Source organism: Agaribacter flavus, from assembly GCF_042646125.1.
Classification (GTDB): Bacteria; Pseudomonadota; Gammaproteobacteria; order Enterobacterales; family Alteromonadaceae; genus Glaciecola; species Glaciecola flavus.
In genome coordinates, this window is sequence record NZ_JBHRSW010000010.1 from 1 (window position 1) to 20446 (window position 20446).

The window sequence follows — 20446 nt, forward strand, 5'->3', positions numbered from 1 at the left end:
CATACTATCGTCAACTGCTTGGGCTACCACTATCAACAAATTTATTCTTAAAATGGGTGCGGGATGTCAGTTTTATAATCCGCATTCAAATATTACAAAGTTTTCCAGTCATAATCCTTTAACTAACAATGCCTTACAAATTACGTGTGAAAATATTGGCCTATTTGGTCAACAAAAATACTAAAAGCGGCAGTTAAACAATCATTTATTTGTAATTAATTTGTCATGTTTCTCTTCCAAACTGCGTTGTTATGCGACATGCTATATACCTTATCTGCATTGTAAAAAGTGCTTACTTTTTTGATGTAGATAATGAGTATAAAAACAATAATGACGGAATACCTTATGAACCTAAAACAACTATCGTTGTTGCTGTCCGCTTCAGCAGCAATGCATAGTGCTTACGCACAAGAGATCATCATCACGGGGGTCATTGATGGCCCTCTATCAGGTGGTACACCCAAAGCGGTCGAATTATTTGTTAGTCAAGACATTGCAGACTTAAGTGTTTGCGGTATCAGTTCTGCTAACAATGGTGGTGGCACAACTACTAGTCCAGAATTTGATTTTCCGGCAGGCAGTGTTAATGCCGGCTCATATATCTATGTAGCCTCCGAATCGTCTAATTTTAGCGCGTACATGGGCTTTGCTCCAAGCTATACGAGTGGCGCAATGTCAGTCAACGGTGACGACGCCATTGAGTTGTATTGCAACGGTGTAGTTGTGGATGTGTTCGGAGATGTAAACACTGATGGCACCAACCAAGCTTGGGAATACCTTGATGGTTGGGCATACCGCAATCAAGGCACGGGGCCAGATGGCAGCAGTTTTCTATTGTCAAATTGGCAGTTTAGTGGCAGAAATGCCTTAGATGGCGAGTCATCTAACACTACCGCCGCCTCGCCATTTCCAGTTGGCAGCTTCGCTGACGGCACTATACCGGATCCAGATCCCGACCCCGAACCGCCTACAGGTAGCACATGTGAAAACTGTGATCCTGTGACCCTAGTCAAAGACCCAGATACTTTTGACGCTTCTGCTTACTATGCAGCGGTGTTAACTGAAATAGATATGGGTATTACTGATGAGATGTTTTTACGTCCGTTGTTAAATGAAGCTATTTCTACAGAACAGGTATTTTTGACTTATCGTCAGGTATGGACTGCTTTAACCATTACCGATGAAGATCCAACAGATACAAACAACGTCATTTTGTGGTACACCGGACAATCACGTGCGAAAAATCTAAACGGTGGTGATACCACGGATTGGAATAGAGAGCACAGTTGGCCACAAAGTCATGGCTTTAGAGATTTAACCGGTGTCAGACTGGTAAATGGTCAGGAAGTCACAATTCCAGCGGAAGCTTTTACTGATATTCATCATTTGAGAGCAACCGATGTTAGCGTTAACAATCGTCGTGGTAATTTAGATTTTGATGCCAGTGATGAGCCTTACGTTGAAGCACCGGGCAATCGTGTGGATGGTGACTCGTTTGAACCTCGTGACGAGATAAAAGGTGACGTAGCTAGGATGATGTTCTATATGGACATGCGCTACGATGGTCTTGGCGAAGATATCACGCCTGACCTAGTCTTAGTAGATGGTTTAACGTCTACTGGCACCACTGAGCTTGGGCGCTTGTGCCGCCTGTGGGAATGGCATCAAGCTGATCCTGTAGATGAAGCTGAACGCATACGCCATGACAAGATTTACGCTTTACAAGGAAATCGCAACCCTTTCATAGATTTCCCAGAGTGGGCGCAATATTTTTATGCGACTGACGCTTGTAGTGATGGCAACGACGGCGGCGGAGACGGTGACAACGGTGGCGGTGACAATGGCGGTGGAAGCAACCTCGTATCACCTGCAGAAAGCAAGATCATTATTACCGAAATTTTGCAAAACCCTCGGAATGTCAGTGACGCAAATGGCGAATGGTTCGAGCTTTATAATAACTCGGTAGAAGCAATCAACTTGAATGGCTGGACTATTGAAGATTTTGATAGCGACAGCTTTATCATCGATGAAGACTTGGTTGTCGCACCTGGTCACTTTGTTATCTTGGGTAGAAACGCCGATACCAGTGCAAATGGCGGAGTAAGCATAGATTATGCTTATGGCTCTCAAATGGCTCTATCTAACGGTGCCGATGAATTAGTTGTCGTCGATCCTGATGGGAATGTCGTTGACGAAATCGCGTATGATGGTGGCCCTAATTTTCCTGATCCTAATGGCGCCTCTATGGTGCTAGTTGATTTTTCAGGTGACAACAATGTTGGTAATAAATGGGCAGAAGACACCAATAACATTTTCAGTGATGGTGATTTTGGTACGCCTGGTAGTGCTGAACTCCCCCCTGTTACGCTAGTGATCACTGAAATCATGCAAAATCCACGCAGCGTGTCAGATGGCAACGGTGAGTACTTTGAAATACTAAATACAACGCCGACAGTGATTAATCTCTTAGGTTATGTGATAAAAGATGCTGACAACGACAGTCATGTTATTAATGACTTGGTTTTTGTTGCGGGGGGTACCTATGCTGTTTTCGCAAGAATGAGCGATCCAGCTATTAACGGCGGTGTTGAAGCTGTTTACGAATATTCTGGTATATCAATGGGCAATGGTACTGATGAGCTAATCATTGAATCTCCAAATGGAGACTTGTTAGATATCGTGGAATACGACAATGGCGCGAGTTTCCCGGACCCCAATGGTGCGTCGATGACCTTAATTAGCGCTGCTTTGGATAACAACCTCGGTTCTAACTGGTTTGAAGAAAACGTTAGTGTTTACGGTGACGGAGATTTTGGCACGCCTGGCTCAGGACCTGATGGCCTTTCCGCTGGTGGTGGTTCAGATGGTGGCGGTGACCAAGGTGGTGGCGATCTTGAACTAGGCATGTGTGGCGCAGAAGCGACCTTTATCAGCTCGATCCAAGGCTCTGCTTCTGCAACATTAATGGGCGGACAAACCAAAGTCGTTGAAGCTGCAGTGACAGGTGTTTTCCCAGCACTAGGCGGGTTTTATGTACAAGAAGAAAAACTCGCAGACGAAGACGGCAACCCACTGACATCCGAAGGCTTATTCATCGAATACTCTGTCGATACATTACTTCCAGTTATGGGTGATCTTGTACGAGTGATCGGGACTGTTAAGGAGACCTCAGGCCGAACCAGCTTAGAAGCAAGCGAGACTTATTTAGATTGCGCGCAATCGATTAACGTCATGTCACAATTAGCGACGACCATTAGTTTACCGTTTGCTTCTGTCGATGCGCCTGAAGCCTATGAGAACATGTTGGTCGAGTTTAGTGATGAGCTAACAATTTCTGACAATGATAGCCTTGTACAGTTTGGCGAAGTGATTGTGTCAAATGGTCGTTTGTACAGCCCTACTCATCTATTCATCGCAGGTAGTGAAGAGGCTAACGCCTTGTTTGAAGAAAATGAGCGCAATCAGATTATCTTAGATGATAGTGCGAATGGCACACCTGAGGTATTGGAGTTCCCCGTAGGTGGTTTGTTGCCAGACAATACGCTTCGAGTTGGCACTAAGGTATTTGGGTTTGCCGCGGTACTTGATGAAGCGTTCGGTAGCTATCGTTTGCGTCCTGTAAATTCGATTCAAATTAATGATGTTAACCCAAGAACTCCTTTCCCAGAGATTGTTGAAGGCAACCTAAAAATTGCCAGTTTTAATGTGCTCAATCTGTTTAATGGTGATGGCTTAGGGAATGCATTTCCTACTTCGCGTGGTGCTGACAATTTTGCTGAGTATGAGCGCCAATTAGCAAAAATTGTGAATGCGCTTGTGGCGATAGATGCAGATATTGTTGGCTTAATGGAAATCGAAAATGATGGTTTTGCTAGTACCAGTGCAATTGCTCAACTAGTAGAGGCCTTGAATTCGGTACTTGGAGAGGGAACCTACGATTTTGTAGACCTTGGTGCGCCAGTTGGAACTGACGAAATTACGGTTGCCATCTTATATAAACCAGCAAAAGTCCAAGCTACTGAGCCAGCAAAAGTACTGACGGAAACTAATTCTATTAGTGACGATGAAGGGCCTCTGTTCAGAACGACGAGAAATCGTCCCTCAGTGGCGCAGCGTTTTGCCTTGACTGAAAATGGCAGAAGCATCGTTGTAAACGTAAATCACTTTAAATCAAAAGGTTCGTCGTGCGGAGCAGGGGATGACAGCACTAACGGCCAAGGAAATTGCAATCGCACACGTGAACGCGCGGCGATAGCGGTAGCCGCTTGGTTGGCAAGTGAATATGCAGATGAACCAACAGTGATTGTGGGTGATTTGAATGCTTATGCTAAAGAAGATCCAATTTTAGCTTTAGCAGCTGCAGGATACACAGACATAGCCAGAGAGATTGAAGGGCCATTTGCTTACAGTTATGAGTTTAGTGGCTTGGCAGGTTCACTCGACTATGCCCTTGTTAACGATTTGGCTAAAGAAGATGTGGTGGATGTCACTGAATGGCATATCAATGCAGATGAGCCTTCTGAGCTTGACTACAATGATACACGTCGATTTGGTCGGGCAGATATTGATAAACCGCTTGAGTTTATTAATACCAATACCTACCGAGCCTCTGATCACGATCCAGTGGTGCTAACACTGCAGCTAGAGACAGAAGCATTGCTTGGGGACTTTGACGGTGATGGTGATATAGACAGAAGAGATCTTGCTATCTTTGTTCGCCTGATTAGAGATCCTTCGGCAGTACGCCCAGAATATGATTTTAACGGTGATGGTGTGGTGAGCAGAGAAGATGCTAGAACCCTCCAGACCCTATGTACTAAAACTCGTTGTGCGGAGTAAAACAAATGAGAAATCTATTAATTGCTAGTTTAATCACCCTGATGAGCTTTAGCTCATCAGCGGGCTTGGTCTTTACCTCAAATGCATCGGGCGTGAATGTGGGTGACACCATTACGCTCGATGTCGCCTTTGACTTTGATAGCAGCACACGTTTGGATGAAATTTACGAATTTGGTCTAGATCTAGTGTTCGACCCTAGTTTGGTCTCTTTTGCTGGTGCGGCTTTAGCGGATCCTTATGCAAGTATCGATGATGACTTCAACGGTTTTAATGACTATGACTTGGTGGTTGACGACTTTAGCTTTGTAGACGCTTTGTTGGTTGAAGTGTTTAATCTTGATTTTACCGCACCTTTGTTGCCTACATCCGGTGTAGTGGATTTACTTAGCTTTGAATTCACTGCGCTGTCTGACGGCATTGCAGACTTTGCATTAGAGAATCTCGTATTGGTTGATGCTTTCTTTGGTGAAGAGCTGGTTGACGGTTCATTTGGCTCATCAGTGCAAGTATCCGCACCTATGAGCTTGAGTTTACTTAGTTTAGGGCTATTAGCACTTTCTATGCGAGCTTCACGCAAAAAAGCTTAGTTCTTTCCCAACTGAAATATAAAAATTAAGGGCTACTTGCCGAAATAAGTAGCCCTTTTTTATTTCTTGTACGATTTGAGCTAGCATGTCCTGCTAAGTAATGAGAAGTTGTTCGAATGATTGGGGTATCAAGGACACATGTTATTTAGAGTATGTAAATATTTATGTTTTTTGTGTTGTATTGTTGGTGCGGTTTCGTATGCAGAAAATCTTGAATTGACTGAGGAACACCTACAGCGAATTGGCGATAAAATTTATAAAAATGAGACCGGTGGAAACGAAAAATACTTGATTGCTTGGAACGCGGGGGAATCTTTTGCTAGCTTGGGATTGGGTCACTTTATTTGGTTTCCCGAAGGTTTACAAAGCCCCTTTACGGAGACCTTCCCTGCTTTAGTTGAGTATTTGCATGCGCAAGGCGTCGCTTTACCGATGTGGTTATTAAAAACCAAAGATGCGCCATGGGGAAGCAAAGACCTATTTTTACAAGCGCAAGACTCGCAAGAAATGAAGGATTTACGTCAACTTTTACGTACCAGCTTTCCCTACCAAGTCAAATTTATACACAAACGCATGCAGCAATCTTTACCTTTGATTTTAAGTACTTTGAAAAATCCCGCCTCTCAGCAAGTCGTCAAACGCCGCTTTTTATCGTTGGCAGAGACAGAATTAGGCATGTACGCTTTGATAGATTACGTCAACTTTAAGGGCGAAGGCGTATCTGCAAAAGAACGATACCAAGGACAAGGTTGGGGCTTGTTACAGGTGTTGCTGGGTATGGATGCAAAGTCTAAAGACCTGAATCAAGCGTTCAGTGAATCTTGCAAAAGGGTGCTAACGAAGCGAGTAGAAAACTCGCCACAACAAGCCACCGAAGAGAAGTGGCTAGCCGGTTGGATAAAGCGCTGTAACACATACAAATAACTCATTTCCGATAGTGGCTCATTAAGTTTTCTAAGTGACTCGCTAATTGTTCAAGATTACCTATTTGATCGGCGATTTGGTGGGCGCTATCGACATTTCGTGAGGCGGTACCCCTAATTTCTTCCATATGGCAGTGAATAGAGTCAATGGAACTGGATTGCGTACTGACAACATCAGACACTTGTCCACAGCGTGTGCCGATTTGTTCAAACAGCGCTCTGTTTTCTGCCAAAATTTCTTGTGCAGTGGCAATGGATGAGGACGAAGATTTGGATTGCACTATAATCGAATTGATTTCGCTTGTCGCATTTTCTGAGGACTGGGTGAGTTCGTCCATAATGGCTTGAATTTCTTTGGTTGAATTGGCAGTGCGGTGGGCAAGGGTTCTTACCTCGTCTGCTACCACGGCAAAGCCTCTGCCTTGATCACCTGCTCTGGCGGCTTCAATAGCGGCGTTTAACGCCAGTAAATTGGTTTGGTCAGATATGGCCTGAATGGTTGCTAAAGTACCTGCAATTGTCTCAGTGTTGCTGGTCAGTGACGCTATCACCGAAGCCACATCATTTATCTTATTGGCAAGTTGGTTAATTTCTACTTGAGAGTGCTGAATGACGTCTGCGATCTTTTTGCCATTGGTAGAAATGTTTTGACTGATGTCATTTGCTTTGTCGGCGTTGGCAACTACTGCTGTTGCTCCGGTACTGACTCGCTCTAGCTGCTCAGCTACTTTGATCGTACTTTCTGTTCCGAGCTCGACATCTTTCATTGTTGATTCAGCATCGAGCTTTAACTTACTCGAAACCTGTCGCAAATTGATCCCATTTTCGGCGACTTCATTAAATACGTTTTCCAGCTTTTCTACAAATTTGTTGTAGCCTTTGGCAACCATCGCCACTTCTTTTTGCCCATTGGTCGACAACCTGTATGACAAGTCAGAGTCACCGTCGCCCAAGCGTTGAAACAGTGCGGCGAGTTCGTCTATTGGTTTAGACACTGAACGGGACATAAAATTAGTAAAAATAATCCCCATCAACACAATAACTAATGACCAAATGACGATTTTCCATATTGCCTTGTTTATTGAAGCAAATAGTTCTTCTTTAGGTATTTCGGCAACCAAATACCAATCCATATTCGGTATGTAACCGGTGGCTACCAAAACACTTTTTCCTTTGTGAACAAGCTCAGTTACGCTAAAGGCTTGTTTTTTCAACAGGCGAGCATCTAGGTTTTGTCCGTAGTGTTCACTAAGAGTCACGGCGTTTTTCAATGCAGGATCATTGTGAAGTTGAATAAAGCCTTTATTGTCCAACAAGTACACAAAGCCTGTATCTTCAAGTTGGTAATTTTTTATCATCTCAACGACATCATCAAACGAGCGTGCAGTACCCGATAAGCCCCTGCCATCAGTTTGTTGAAAATTGACAAACAAGTTTGTTTTTCCCGAATTTGATGAAGTATGCATACTCACCATATTTTCGGCCTTACTTTTTACGTAAGAAAAATACCAATTGTCAGCTTTACCCGGTTGCAATACACGTTTAAAACCATCTTGATTCCAATACTTATTCGTTTGCTTATCCGCAAATGATACCGAGGATAAATCATGCCTAAGGGCGATATCGGTGAGTTTATCGATCAACAATGCGTCGTCATTTTCGGCTTTATCCTTGCTTACCCAATCGTGTATGAACGGGTCATTGGCTATTTGAGAGGCGATTGTCTGCATTTGGCCGATTTGAGCGTCAATATCCGCGGCGACTTTCTTAACGGTGTTTGGTAATTCGGTAGTTAACATGCGCTCTGATATCGTGGTTCTTGCTGTGTAAATGCTAAGTGTTCCGATAGAAATTGCAGTAATGGTCACCAACAAAGTTAGTGTTAAGACGATTTTATGTTTGATAGAAAGTGTCAACATCTCTGTGAAATCTCATTGAAGACAAAACAATTTATGCGCGAGGACGGTGAAATCTCTCGAATGCAATGGTCAAGGGTAAATCACCGTCGCACGGTGTTATTCAGTTATCTCAGTTATCGGCGAAAAAAAGTTTTCCTGCATAATTCTTATGATATTGAGACGGTGGATTTTAGAATCCATTCGTTGGTTTGCTCCGTTTATCAGCTATGTTCACCGTTCATCATATTTTTATTATGCGTGCAGTAATTTTAAGTAATCTTAACTCTCAATAATTTAGATACCTCATTGACGAAGGAGAGACTAAATATGCGCTTAACTAAAAAACTGTATTGGATAAATTTGTTCATTTTTTCATTGCTTTTAGCACAGACAAAAGCAATCGCTAGCGCTGAGGTAGACGGTGTATGGCGCGGTAAGTTGGAGTTTGAAGACGGCAAAGGTTTAGCCATTGGCTTAAATGTGTCTGACAACGGCAAGCACCTAAATATTGATAGTGTGTTTCAAAATATGCGTGCACATGTGCCTACTTCGTTTGAAGTAAGCGACACACAAATTAAGTTTGAGGATACCCCGATAAAGGCAAAATTTTCAGGGAATATCAGTGGGGATAAACTTGAGGGTGTATTCTCTCAGGGTAAAGACAGGCCTTTGCTTTTGAACAAACTCAGTAAAGCCGATCTTGAATGGATGCAATATGAAGGTAAGTATGCTGGCGAGCTAAAAATAAATGCCAATACCACACTACCGTTGGTGTTACATGTCGCGGTGGTAAAAGATGGTTTTGTTGCGGCTTTGGATAGCCCAGCTCAGAATAGTTATGGCATACCAGTAAGTAGCGTGTCAGTTGACGCTAAATTGCTCACTTTTACTTCTACATTGCTTAGTGCCAGTTTTACAGGAAATTTTAAAGGCAATAGCTACCAAGGCACCTTTACTCAAGGCATAGCCCTACCTTTCAGTTTGCAGAAAGTCACAGCTGAAACAGCAAAGAATATGTTTAAGCTGCCAGAGTTTGGTGAAAAAGGAGGAAGTGTCGCAATCGTAACAGCAAATGATATTCAGTCGCGCTATTTGGGGACGCATACAAAAGACACGCTATATGAAATTGGTTCAGTGACCAAAACTTTTAGTGCTTATCTTCTGGCAAAACAAGTAGAATCGGGTAAGTTGTCCTTAGATACCAAGCTGGAAGTTTTCTTTCCAGCATCTCCAGCTATCAGTTTACAATCTCTTGCCACTCATACCAGTGGTTTAGCTCGCAACCCAGCGATACTCGCTTCAGTGGCACATCCTACCAATCCATTTGTCAATTTTACGGTCGAACACTTGAAAGAAGATTTAGCTTCGATCAGCCTTAGTGGCAATGATTACAAATACTCCAACTATGGTATGGCTTGCTTGGCAGAAGCGTTAGCTTTGCACAATAAGACTTCTTATTCGGAGTTAGTGCAAAAGGAAATTTTTCAAGCAATGGACATGAGCGCATCCTATGTCGCAGTATCTAAAGCAGATATGCATGAATCTCTTGCACAAGGGCACTCGGCGACAGGACAAAAGGTGGAAGCGTGGCAATTTGGCGCGATGTCTGGTGCTGGCGCAATTGTCGCTAACTTGGACGATATGGCTAAATATGTAAGACAAATGATGGCTATCAGTGCGTCGTCTTCAAGTTTGGCAAAGACGTTGTTTGCCAAATATCTCACTTTTTCGGCTTGTTGTGGGCAGGCTTTAGGGTGGTTGATTGAGGAAGATCCTCAAGGAAAACCTTTTGCTTGGCACAATGGCATGACGGGAGGTTTTAGCTCGTTTGTCGGGTTTTATTTGGATGGCTCAAAAGGTGTGGTACTGTTAAACAATCAGGCGTCAACAGTAGACAAAGAAGGCCGTGAGTTGTTGTTCCAAGCTTCATAGCTCTGTTTTTCTTGGATATTCATAGGTCAACAGACCCAAGTATAGAGTTTCAAAATTCAGATGAAATCTAGATATTTTTACCTTTATCAGCTGTTTGGTTGGAGTATTGTTTTCGCTAGTATTAGCCTGAGTATTCACTTTAGTCGTGGTCTGGGTGAGTACGAAGTATTGATGGCATTTATGTTAGTTGTGACTACTGCCGCTTATTCTTGTTTTATTCGTTTACTTTACAAACAAAGATTTTCTGCCTCGCCTTTTGCGAAACAAGTTCTGTATTTTGTTTCGCAAGCGTTCATTGGAGCATTCTTGGGGGCAGGGGCGCTAGTTCTTACGATATTAGCTTTAACATTTTTATCGCTGATTAATTATGTGCCTGCAGAGGGCAGCCGTTTTATATTGTTTTTCACTATTTTTGGGGGAAATGGTTTAAACATGTTGCTTGCTCTATTTGCATGGAGTGCCATCTATCTTAGTGTGGTGAAAGCGCGTCAGGTATATGAAGTCAAAGCGGCGCTTTCCTCAAGCCAGCTTGAAGTGCTTGTTCAACAGCTCAATCCTCATTTTTTGTTCAATATGTTGAATAATATTCGCGCACTCATCTTGGAAGATCCAGCGCGCGCGCGAGAAGCCCTAGCGCAGCTTTCTGATATGCTGCGTTATAGCCTCGAACAACATCAAAATACTAAAGTGACAGTGCAACAAGAATATCAAATGATCAATGAGTATCTGAGCTTGTGTAAAATTCAATTTGAAGAGCGTTTACACTTTAGCGCAAATATTCACGACGGCGTCGAACAGGCACTAATACCGAATATGTTGTTTCAACTGTGTGTAGAAAATGCGATTAAACATGGTGTGGCTAAAATTAGGGAAGGCGGGTTGATTCATATGGAAGTTTATCCTTTAAACGATGAGCTTTACATTAGTTTTGTTAACCCTGTGAATACACGTCAAGAATTGGAAGGTGAGGGTCAACAAGGGGCTTTACAAAATACGCTTTTGAACAACATCGACTCTCGTTTGGGTGAGAAAAAAGGAGGCATTGGCTTAAAAAACATGCGTAAACGCCTAGCATTGCTCTATGCAAAATCAGCTGAAAGTCGCACCAGCAATAACACTCAAGCTGTAACCAGTTTGCACCTTGATATTTCCGGCAACATTGCCACTGTCACCATTCGCTTACCTCTGGAGTTCAAACGTGAAAATGACTAGTGGGCTAGACACTTTGCCTCAGGAGAGGATGTGCGAGTAGGAATAGTAGATGATAGTCGCTTGGCGCGGCTCGAATTGCGAGAACAATTGTCGCATATTGACAATCTTGAGCTGGTCGCTGAAGCCAGTTGTGTGGCAGATGCGTTGTTAATGCTCGAAGATAAAGCAATTGACCTGTTACTACTGGATATTGATTTGCCTGACGGCACAGGCTTTGATGTCTTAGAGCAAAGCAGTCAAACGCCGCAAGTAATTTTTGTCACTGCATTTAACGAATACGCGGTAAAGTCTTTTGAATACAATACATTGGACTATTTGCTCAAACCCGTGAGGCAATCCAGATTAGTGGCCGCTATTAACAAAGTCAGCGCCCAAAATGTCTCACCAAAACTGACGTCAGACAAGCGTATTTTTATAAAAGACAGGGAAAAATGCTTTTTTGTTAGCGTGGACGATATTTGTGCTTTTGAAGCAATGGGCAACTACACACGCGTATACTTACCCAAAGGCGTGCCTTCTGTATGCCGCCCAATCAGTTCAATCTACGCCCGCCTTGATCATGCTGTTTTTTTCCGAGCGAGTCGCGGGTGGATCATCAATACAAACTTTATCGACAGTATTGAAGCACTTGAAAACAGTTCATTGTTAGTCAAAATGAGCAATCAAAAAGAAGTGATCATATCTAAACGACAAGCAACTGAATTTAAGCGTATCTGGTCACTTTGAATTCGTGTTTTCTACTTCTATCTCAGCTTCTGGTTGTGGAAGCTTTGTGCCAGATAAGCGCCGCCATAACCATTCTATTGGGCCTTGTGCAAAATAGTTTAGCCATAAATGAGAAAAGCCGATTTGGGCAATACCAATAGAGATTGCGGTTAACAATAACTCGACGCGATTAAAGCTGCCAAATGCGCCGATACCATAGCCATAGAATATTAACGCGCAAAGCAATGACTGGCTTAAATAGTTTGTTAGTGCTAACCTACCAACGGGTTTAATGGTATTGATAAAGCGTGTGGCTCGTGCAGATTTTATTAACCAACAAACAAGCCCTACATACCCCACTGTTGTTATATAAGTGGATAAACTGAGTAAGCCAGCGCCATAAGAAAAATACAAATTGGCATCATATTGATTTGAATAGAGCCAAACTACTATCAATAAAGTACTTATGTAACCAAGGGCGATACCATAACACGCCATTTTTTTATACAGCTCTCGGCCTCTTTGCCCTAGCAGTACACCACTTTTGAACAAAATCATCCCTAGCATCATTAAGCTGGCAATTTTCAATAAGCTAGCCGTGCCCATATTGATCAAGTATGTATCGCCTATAACAAAGTCTTGATCTGACGATGCCCAGCTTGTCGCCGACATGACTGAGTCGTAGCTACCTCGCATCGCTTGAATCACATTATCAATGTCTTCTGAAGTGGGCAAATACATTGCCCGTAAGCCTGCAAAATCTGACTGACTAAGGTCAATGGGTTCTAAATCTAACTGTAAGTTAAGTACGGTGCTACAGGCTATTAATAGCAAGCAAATAAAAGTACAGGCTTGTATGGACAAATCGCGGAACAAAAAAACGAGCAGGCCAACTATTGCGTAAGTGCTGAGGATATCACCTTCCCATAATAAGAATAAATGAAGCAAGCCAATGACAAACAGCCAAAACATTCGTTTTCCGTAAGCTCTAAATTCTCCTTGATGCCGAGACTTGGCTTTTTCACAAAGCATGATGATTGAAGCACCAAATAATATGCTAAAAATGCCGTAAAACTTTTGATCACCAACTACCTGAATAAAACTGAATATCACATGGTTGAGTAGTGAGTCGCCTTGATATGCATAGGGATTTAGATAAGTAGCAAAGGGCATCGAAAAAGAGATGATGTTTAAGAATGGCAGGCCCAGTAAGGCAAACCCTCTCAATGCGTCCAAGCTTGTATATCTCATAAAAAGTCCTTATCGAATATGACTATATACCTCAGCAGGTGTGTCAGGATATATCGACAAACCAATGTGAGCGTAACTGTAGCGCGAAATAGCATAGAAAAGAACAGTGTAAACTGTGGAAGGGGTGGGGAAATTGTAAAAATTATTACAAAAGAGGTGAAAATATGTTCGGAAATGAGATTTGTTGCCGATAACTTGGAATATCGTGGCGATTTGTTCATTGTGCCAATAAATGACAAGTCATTTTTATACTGAATTAACGCTTGTTGAACTCTTGTTTGGTAGTGTTTAAGCGAACAAAGATCAATAGCTTCTAGACAACAAAGGAACCTTTTATGTTTGCACTTGCGAGTTCATTGCGCGAAGTAGAAGCCGAAAATGAAAAATTAAACAAGAAAGTGGCGGAGCTTGAGGATTTAAATCGACAGCTGCAATCTGAAAATGAAGAACTCAACCTTCAAGTAGAGGAACTATCGGTATCAAAATCGGGATTTCAAGGGGATGTGACCGCTTGCATGCTCGATTCGATTCGCCAAATTGAGAATGTTCATGAAAACCTGTTGGCACAGTACAACGCGACTGCAGGAGAAGGCGAACGTATAGACTCGATCAATGAGATGTTTACTAGTTCTACTCAGTCGCTGAGAGAGATTACTTCGTCAATGAATTCTATGGGCAGCAAAATGGGTCATATGGCAGAAGGTATTCTTGGTTTGAGCGATACCGCAGACTCCATCAATGCCTTTGTTACTACTATCACAAGTATCAGTGACCAAACCAATCTCTTGGCTCTGAATGCGGCAATTGAAGCAGCTAGGGCAGGCGACGCAGGGCGCGGTTTCAGTGTAGTAGCTGACGAAGTCAGAACCTTAGCGACAGAGACAAATAAATCCGCCAGCGAAGTGGCTGAACTTGTGACAAATATTATTTCGTCTACGCGAAACGCCACCGGTTCGGTAGATGAAATTAAGAACAACAATGAACAATTGTCCTCTGGCATTGTGTCGTTAGACGAAAATTATCAACAAATCACTACGCAATGTCAGCAAATGATGAACAGTATCACGGGTTCATCCTTGTCTACTTTTGTACAAACTATCAAACTAGATGTCCTCGCGTGGAAAGGAAAAGTGTATGAAGGTGTGCAGCACGTGGGCACGGTATCAGCAGATGCCTTAGTGGATCATAGTAGCTCGCGATTTGGGCAGTGGTATGCGCAAGAAGGGCAGAGTAAATACGGTAGAGATTCGACCTTTGTGTCATTGGCAAAGCCGCATGAAGATTTGCACAAAGAAGGAAAAGAGGCACTGCGTGCTTTATCGATTGGAAACGAAGACCAGTGTTTAAGTCATCTGAAAAAAATGGAAAATGCGAGCCAAAATCTGATGCGTTTACTCGACCAGCTCCATTGAGCTTGTTGAAACGACGTAGGGCGACCTCCCTGTCAAAGAAGCTTCATTAAAAAGTAACGTTTGTGTCATGCACACAAAATAAGCTATGGCTCCGAGTAAATCGCTGCTTGGAGTTTTTTATGCAAAAACAACAGCATTTTTCTAGTGTATTCATTTCAGATATTCACTTGGGTAACCAAGACTGCAAAGCCGAATTCCTTTTAGACTTTCTGAACAACATCAGCTGCGATAAGCTATTTTTGGTTGGCGATATTGTCGATTTATGGCAAATGACCAAGCAGTTTCGCTGGCCGGCTGCGCACAACGATGTCTTGCATAAAATAATGGCGTTGAGCCACGGCAATACCCAAGTTATTTATCTTCCCGGTAACCATGATGAGCCATTGCAAAAGTATCAGGGCTTGCAGTTTGGTGACGTAAAAATTTGTCGCGAATACATCCATACTGCTAACGACAATAAAAAATATTTAGTCTTTCACGGCGACCAATGTGACGGCGATGTTACTCTGGGCAAGTTTCAGGCGTGGATCGGTGATAAGGGCTATGATTTACTGCTTTTTTTGAATCGCCATTATAACCGTTACAAGGCATGGCGGGATGGCAGCTATTGGTCTCTTGCGGGCTACATTAAAAGCCGCATTAAAGGCGCGAATAAGGCAATTTACCGTTATAAACTTGCTGCTTGTAAACGGGCAAAGGCAAAAGGGCTTGATGGGGTGATATGTGGTCATATCCACCACCCAGAACAAGACGAAGTCCTAGGAGTCTCCTATATCAATGACGGTGACTGGGTAGAAAATTGCTCAGCACTGGTTGAAAACATGGACGGGTCGATGGAAATTTTGCATTGGACGGGCTTGAATCAAGCGCAGACACTCAAGTTCCCGATAAAAAAGGCCAAAAAAGCGGCGTAAAAGCAGCTCAAAAAGCAGCTTAGGTGAAACCTTCAAAATCAAAACCCAGTGCCACTCTGTTACCAACAAGCTTAAACGCCTGTTGGTCACGCGTTTCTCCATATGTTGATGCGCGCAAATTTTCAGCGATTTGCTATTGAGCAAGCCCCCACACTGCTGTATACTCCGCGCCCTGCAGCTATTATCACGTTCCTTGCCTTTATGACAGACAGCTGCACTGTCCGAGGCTTTAACCGTAGGGAGCAGTAATGCGTCATTACGAAATTGTATTTATGGTTCACCCTGATCAGAGTGAACAAGTGCCAGGTATGATCGAAAAATACCGCGCGATTCTTGAGCAAGACGGCGGTAAAATCGATCGTCTAGAAGATTGGGGTCGTCGTCAACTGGCTTACCCAATTGAAAAGCTTCACAAAGCACATTATGTGCTTATCAATGCACAAGCGACTGCTGAAGCAGTTGAAGAGCTTGAAACTGCTTTCCGCTATAACGACATTGTATTGCGTAACTTAGTTATGCGTACAAAAGCTGCTGTTACTGAAGCCTCTCCAATGGCTAAAGAAGAGCGTCGTGAAGAGCGTAAAGAAAGACCAGCGCCAGCAAAAACTGAAGCAGCAGAGGGAGAAGCATAATGGCTCGTTTTTTTAGACGTCGTAAATTCTGCCGTTTTTCTGCAGAAGGTGTACAAGAGATTGATTATAAAGATATCTCTTTGCTAAAAAACTATATCACTGAAAGTGGTAAAATTGTACCTAGCCGCATCACTGGTACAAGTGCTAAGTATCAGCGTCAGCTTTCAACTGCAATCAAGCGTGCTCGCTTCCTTGCGTTGTTACCGTACACTGATTCACATAAATAAGTTTGGCAATTAAGAGGTAGCAAAGATGAACATCATTCTACTAGACAAAATCGCCAACTTAGGCGGACTAGGTGATCAGGTTGCAGTTAAAGCTGGCTATGCGCGTAACTTTTTGTTCCCGCAAGGTAAAGCTGTTCCTGCAACAAAAGATAACGTTGAAAAGTTTGAACAACGTCGTGCAGAGCTTGAAGCAAAAATCGCTGAAGCTTTAGGTGCAGCAGAAGCACGCGCAGAAAAGTTAGCTGCTCTAGAAGCAGTCACTATTGCAGCGCCTGCAGGTGACGAAGGCAAACTATTCGGTTCAGTAGGTACGCGCGACATCGCAGAAGCAATTACTGCGGCTGGTGTCGAAGTGACTAAAGCTGAAGTTAAGCTTCCTACTGGTACATTGCGCGAGACTGGCGAGTACGATATCGACGTACAAGTTCACTCTGATGTAATGGCAACCGTCAAGTTAGTGATTATTGCTGAAGCTTAATATTCGGCAATTTACATGACTACTTAAAAAACCCGAACATTTGTTCGGGTTTTTTGCTTTAATGAGGCTTTGTTTTTAGTCTATCAACCCTAAAAGGGAACGTTACCTAAGTTTGTTTTGGTGGTATAGGGAGTAGTACTTTGAATTTTGCCAAGTTTACTTTGACAAGAGACAGCTTAAAAACACGGCTGGCAGAGTATAATTTTTCTCAGTTGTGTTATTTCACAGGCTTTCTTTTGCTTATTATTGCGCTCGTCGGCGGTATGGGGACCTTTTACTTAGCCCTGTTTATCAGCATATTAGGCTTGGCGAGAGAGCTAAACTTGCTGTTCTTAAAACTTTGGAATTACGCCATCGGCAAGAGTATTACAGTCATTGTATACGCAGGTGCTGCAAATATTGCTCTAGCTTACGCGGCTAGTGAAATCAACCAAGTAACCGGAATAGAGCCCTACCCGTTTATTTTTACAATTGGTTTTACAGCCTTGGTTTTTACGCCATTTTGGATCGCCTTAAGTTCACTGCTGATTTTGTCACTTGTTCTACTGGCTATTAATTTTTGGTTAGTCCTCTCAATTGTACTAAAGTTATTTAGAATCAGGGTAAAGGCGCACTGGGAAGATAAAAAAAATGTGTGGATGACCATGATCATGCGCCTAATTCTTGTGCCTTTTGTTTGTTTCTATTTACTCTCTATCGCCTTTCCATATTTTGTTGATTCGAGCTTTGAGAAGCTAATATCCACAAAGGTAAGTCAAACATTTGATAGCAATCCTTTCGCGCAAAATGAAGGCGATAGTTTTGTCACTGCATCAATAGACCTTGAACCGGACAATCAAGATAAAACGTCTATATTTGCTGACGAAACGATCAAAAAAAGTCGCACTTTACGGTCCATCATTGCTGATTTTGTATTCTTTTTCGAAGCCTACGAATACAGTGCATGTAAAAAAGACAAGGAACAACGCAGCGTTATTATTGATGACTTTTCTGTTTTGTTAATTTCAATTAACACAGATATGCCCTATGGATATGAATATGAAGTAGTAAAATGTATTCCTGTTTATGAAGGTGAATGAGCACTTGTAAAGCAGACATAGCCTAAAGAAATATAATCATTGCAAAACAAGATTAAATAATAGACAAAATTTGTACAATTCTAAACAAGCGACTATAAACATAATGTGTCACAAAGAGGCCGCTGCTCCATAGGAGGAGTATTGGCTAGGTGTCGTCTTCTCAACATATAAAGGACTGATGATGTTGAATATGAATAAATCGTTTGTAGCAAAGCTATTCTCTCTGCTCTTGATATTCGGCTTGACGGCCTGCCAAACGGGATATCGTGCAAAAAGCGTGATTGATGGCTTAGGGTATCAAGATGAGGCGCTCGGCGAGGGTATTTAATCATATTACCTACAAAGTCAACGCAAACACGCCGGCTGAATATGCGATGGATTTTTGGCATCAGCGAGCGAGTGAGTTGTGCGGCAACAGTCATTATTTTGCAGACGCAAAACTGCGCGTTAAGCATCGCTATACTGTATCGCAGTCCGAGCGCGGTGGGATCAATGTTGAAAACACAGAAAGTGGATCGTCATTTGTTTCGCCCCCAACAAGTCAGATTACTATTAATAAATCTCAGCGTTTCCCCAAAGTATCAGGTTATACCTATTGTGACGGTAAACCAGAAATGCTATTTATTCACAAAACGCCAGAACAGCAATGTGAACTCAAGCGAGAACTTAAACGCCGCAATGTCAATGTGCAATCACTGGCCGCAAATTGCGACAGTGTAAAATCACACGCAAATGCAGACAACTTGATTTTACCTAGCAAAACCACTGTAAGTATTCGATCCCATTCTACGTAAGAGGCGGTTGTTCTTATGAAGGGTGTTGGTGTTAATTCAAAGTTGGCTTAGGTGATGATTTAAGTAATATCACTTCAGTATTTGAACTGCCCAATAAAGCGGCATTTCTTGTTATTGAATAGGGATTACAATAATATCGTGCAAATCAATACACTCTCAGTCAGCGAGCGCGACGATTGTTTTAGATATGAGCAATGGGCTACAGCAGACTGATAAAATACTTCGTTTGCACATTTTGATAGATGATAAGATAAAACAAGCCAGTTTGGACAAGGTTTCCAAAGCTGAATATAGTCATAGCGATGGCGATGCAAGCCCAGTTAATGCTACTCAAAACAATGCTAATCTAAGCAACACCAATCAAAGCAACACCGATAAGCACAAGGCGAATACTCTCAGTGATGAGTTTGAGTGCTTACGAGCAGAGGTCGCCAGACTAGAAAAACAAATCGTTGAGTTAAAAAGGCAAAATACGCTTCAGGATCAGGTGATTAACTTGAACCAAGATTGTATCTTTGTGAAAGACAAGCACGCTGAGTTTGTTTTTGCCAATCAAGCGGCTCAAGCCTTTTATCAATCAGCAAAGGGTATTACATTAAATGAGCAAGCAGAGGCGTTTAGCGATGCTCAATTGCAGCGTTTTGCAGAAACCGATCAATTGGCTCTGCAAAAAGGTCTATTTCAAGCGCGTGAAAAAGTGACGCTTGCAGATGGGAGTGAAACCTTCGCAAACTACATAAAAAAACGTTTTATAGGAGACGATGGCGAGCCCTATCTACTTTGTATTAGCAAAGAAGAGACCGAAAGAGAGAGCCTTATCAATGATTTGAAACGTTCAAATCAAGATTTGGATAACTTTGCCTACGTAGCCTCACATGATCTTCGCGCCCCTTTGAACGCCATTCAAACTATTGTCTCTTGGGTGTTGGAGGACACCAAAGCGCTGCTGCCTCCCGACGCTGTGGATAATCTTTCACTTGTGATGAATCGCGCTGAGCGCATGGAAAAGTTACTCAAAGACTTACTTGAATACAGTCGAACCGGTAGAAAGATGCAGAAACCGGTTAATATTCAAGTCAAAGACAAAGTATTTGAGTTGTTAAATTTGGTGGACTTACCCATGGGGTTTGGTTTGCACTGTGACGATACGAGTATACTAGTTCCCGAGGTACCGTTTAGCGTGGTGATGGTAAACTTGATTAACAATGCGATTAAGCATCACGATTCGACGAATGCGAACATAGATATTAAAGTGAAAAAGAAAGTTCGTACAACCTCTGTTATTGTTGCAGACGATGGTCCGGGCGTACCTGATGAATTTAAAGGCAAAGTATTCGAACTTTTCCGTACTTTGAAGTCTCGTGATGAAGTTGAAGGCTCGGGTATGGGCTTGAGTGTAGTGAAAAAATTAGTTGAACAATATGGTGGCTCGGTAGCCGTTGAGGACAATTTGCCAAGAGGGACGCGATTTATTGTTAACTGGCCAACAAAATACAAAGAATTGGTGATAAATTAGACAGATTAGTGCATTAAAGCCTTTTACTCTCGCGCAATTAATTGTAA

At 42.5% G+C, this 20446-nt stretch carries 18 protein-coding genes; 16 read left to right on the forward strand and 2 right to left on the reverse strand.

Annotation, left to right across the window (positions count from 1 at the left end):
• The 4 genes from ACFOHL_RS06940 to ACFOHL_RS06955 all read left to right on the forward strand — a co-directional run.
• A partial coding sequence (locus tag ACFOHL_RS06940) for a hypothetical protein (RefSeq protein ID WP_376919490.1) occupies window positions 1-184 on the forward strand: 184 nt, incomplete at its 5' end.
• Window positions 185-345: 161 nt separating this feature from the next.
• Window positions 346-4839 carry an ExeM/NucH family extracellular endonuclease gene (locus ACFOHL_RS06945; RefSeq protein WP_376919491.1) on the forward strand — a complete coding sequence of 1498 codons (4494 nt, stop codon included), beginning with the start codon at window positions 346-348 and terminating at the stop codon, window positions 4837-4839.
• Between the two features lie 5 nt (window positions 4840-4844).
• The gene (locus ACFOHL_RS06950) at window positions 4845-5426 is read left to right on the forward strand and encodes a hypothetical protein (RefSeq protein ID WP_376919492.1); all 582 of its coding nucleotides are present in this window, start codon (window positions 4845-4847) and stop codon (window positions 5424-5426) included.
• Window positions 5427-5564: 138 nt separating this feature from the next.
• A complete protein-coding gene (locus ACFOHL_RS06955) occupies window positions 5565-6350 on the forward strand; it encodes a hypothetical protein (protein ID WP_376919493.1) in 786 nt (261 codons plus the stop codon).
• A gap of 1 nt (window position 6351) precedes the next feature.
• Here the strand turns inward: ACFOHL_RS06955 and ACFOHL_RS06960 are convergent, their stop codons facing one another.
• Window positions 6352-8268 (reverse strand): methyl-accepting chemotaxis protein, encoded by a 1917-nt coding sequence (locus ACFOHL_RS06960; RefSeq protein ID WP_376919494.1) that lies wholly within the window; start codon window positions 8266-8268, stop codon window positions 6352-6354.
• 306 nt (window positions 8269-8574) lie between these two features.
• Between ACFOHL_RS06960 and ACFOHL_RS06965 the strand changes: the two genes are divergently transcribed.
• The 3 genes from ACFOHL_RS06965 to ACFOHL_RS06975 are packed head-to-tail and all read left to right on the forward strand — an operon-like array spanning window position 8575 to window position 12117.
• Window positions 8575-10179: a serine hydrolase domain-containing protein gene (locus ACFOHL_RS06965; RefSeq protein ID WP_376919495.1), complete on the forward strand. Its 1605-nt coding sequence runs from the start codon at window positions 8575-8577 to the stop codon at window positions 10177-10179.
• Between the two features lie 60 nt (window positions 10180-10239).
• Window positions 10240-11391, forward strand: a complete 1152-nt coding sequence (locus tag ACFOHL_RS06970; RefSeq protein WP_376919496.1) for a sensor histidine kinase — start codon at window positions 10240-10242, stop codon at window positions 11389-11391.
• Window positions 11392-11421: 30 nt separating this feature from the next.
• Window positions 11422-12117: a LytR/AlgR family response regulator transcription factor gene (locus ACFOHL_RS06975; RefSeq protein ID WP_376919497.1), complete on the forward strand. Its 696-nt coding sequence runs from the start codon at window positions 11422-11424 to the stop codon at window positions 12115-12117.
• On the opposite strand, the gene ACFOHL_RS06980 is transcribed toward ACFOHL_RS06975, so the two are convergent.
• A complete protein-coding gene (locus tag ACFOHL_RS06980) occupies window positions 12109-13347 on the reverse strand; it encodes a DUF418 domain-containing protein (RefSeq protein WP_376919498.1) in 1239 nt (412 codons plus the stop codon). The genes ACFOHL_RS06975 and ACFOHL_RS06980 overlap by 9 nt on opposite strands.
• A gap of 335 nt (window positions 13348-13682) precedes the next feature.
• Here ACFOHL_RS06980 and ACFOHL_RS06985 point away from each other — a divergent pair, with 335 nt between their 5' ends.
• From ACFOHL_RS06985 to ACFOHL_RS07025, 9 genes are all read left to right on the forward strand, one after another.
• Window positions 13683-14759 carry a methyl-accepting chemotaxis protein gene (locus tag ACFOHL_RS06985; protein ID WP_376919499.1) on the forward strand — a complete coding sequence of 359 codons (1077 nt, stop codon included), beginning with the start codon at window positions 13683-13685 and terminating at the stop codon, window positions 14757-14759.
• 119 nt (window positions 14760-14878) lie between these two features.
• Complete coding sequence (locus ACFOHL_RS06990; RefSeq protein WP_376919500.1) at window positions 14879-15673, forward strand: UDP-2,3-diacylglucosamine diphosphatase; 795 nt, start codon at window positions 14879-14881, stop codon at window positions 15671-15673.
• A 248-nt stretch (window positions 15674-15921) separates the two neighbouring features.
• Complete coding sequence (gene rpsF, locus ACFOHL_RS06995) at window positions 15922-16305, forward strand: 30S ribosomal protein S6 (RefSeq protein ID WP_376919501.1); 384 nt, start codon at window positions 15922-15924, stop codon at window positions 16303-16305.
• Window positions 16305-16532 (forward strand): 30S ribosomal protein S18, encoded by a 228-nt coding sequence (gene rpsR, locus ACFOHL_RS07000; protein WP_376919502.1) that lies wholly within the window; start codon window positions 16305-16307, stop codon window positions 16530-16532. Before rpsF ends, rpsR begins: the two co-directional genes overlap by 1 nt.
• Window positions 16533-16557: 25 nt before the next feature.
• Window positions 16558-17010 carry a 50S ribosomal protein L9 gene (gene rplI / locus ACFOHL_RS07005; protein WP_376919503.1) on the forward strand — a complete coding sequence of 151 codons (453 nt, stop codon included), beginning with the start codon at window positions 16558-16560 and terminating at the stop codon, window positions 17008-17010.
• Between the two features lie 140 nt (window positions 17011-17150).
• Window positions 17151-18089 carry a hypothetical protein gene (locus ACFOHL_RS07010; RefSeq protein ID WP_376919504.1) on the forward strand — a complete coding sequence of 313 codons (939 nt, stop codon included), beginning with the start codon at window positions 17151-17153 and terminating at the stop codon, window positions 18087-18089.
• A gap of 190 nt (window positions 18090-18279) precedes the next feature.
• The gene (locus ACFOHL_RS07015) at window positions 18280-18417 is read left to right on the forward strand and encodes a hypothetical protein (protein ID WP_376919505.1); all 138 of its coding nucleotides are present in this window, start codon (window positions 18280-18282) and stop codon (window positions 18415-18417) included.
• The gene (locus tag ACFOHL_RS07020) at window positions 18392-18883 is read left to right on the forward strand and encodes a hypothetical protein (protein ID WP_376919506.1); all 492 of its coding nucleotides are present in this window, start codon (window positions 18392-18394) and stop codon (window positions 18881-18883) included. The genes ACFOHL_RS07015 and ACFOHL_RS07020 overlap by 26 nt, the downstream gene beginning before the upstream one ends.
• A gap of 187 nt (window positions 18884-19070) precedes the next feature.
• The gene (locus ACFOHL_RS07025; protein ID WP_376919507.1) at window positions 19071-20399 is read left to right on the forward strand and encodes a sensor histidine kinase; all 1329 of its coding nucleotides are present in this window, start codon (window positions 19071-19073) and stop codon (window positions 20397-20399) included.
• Window positions 20400-20446: the final 47 nt, after the last annotated feature.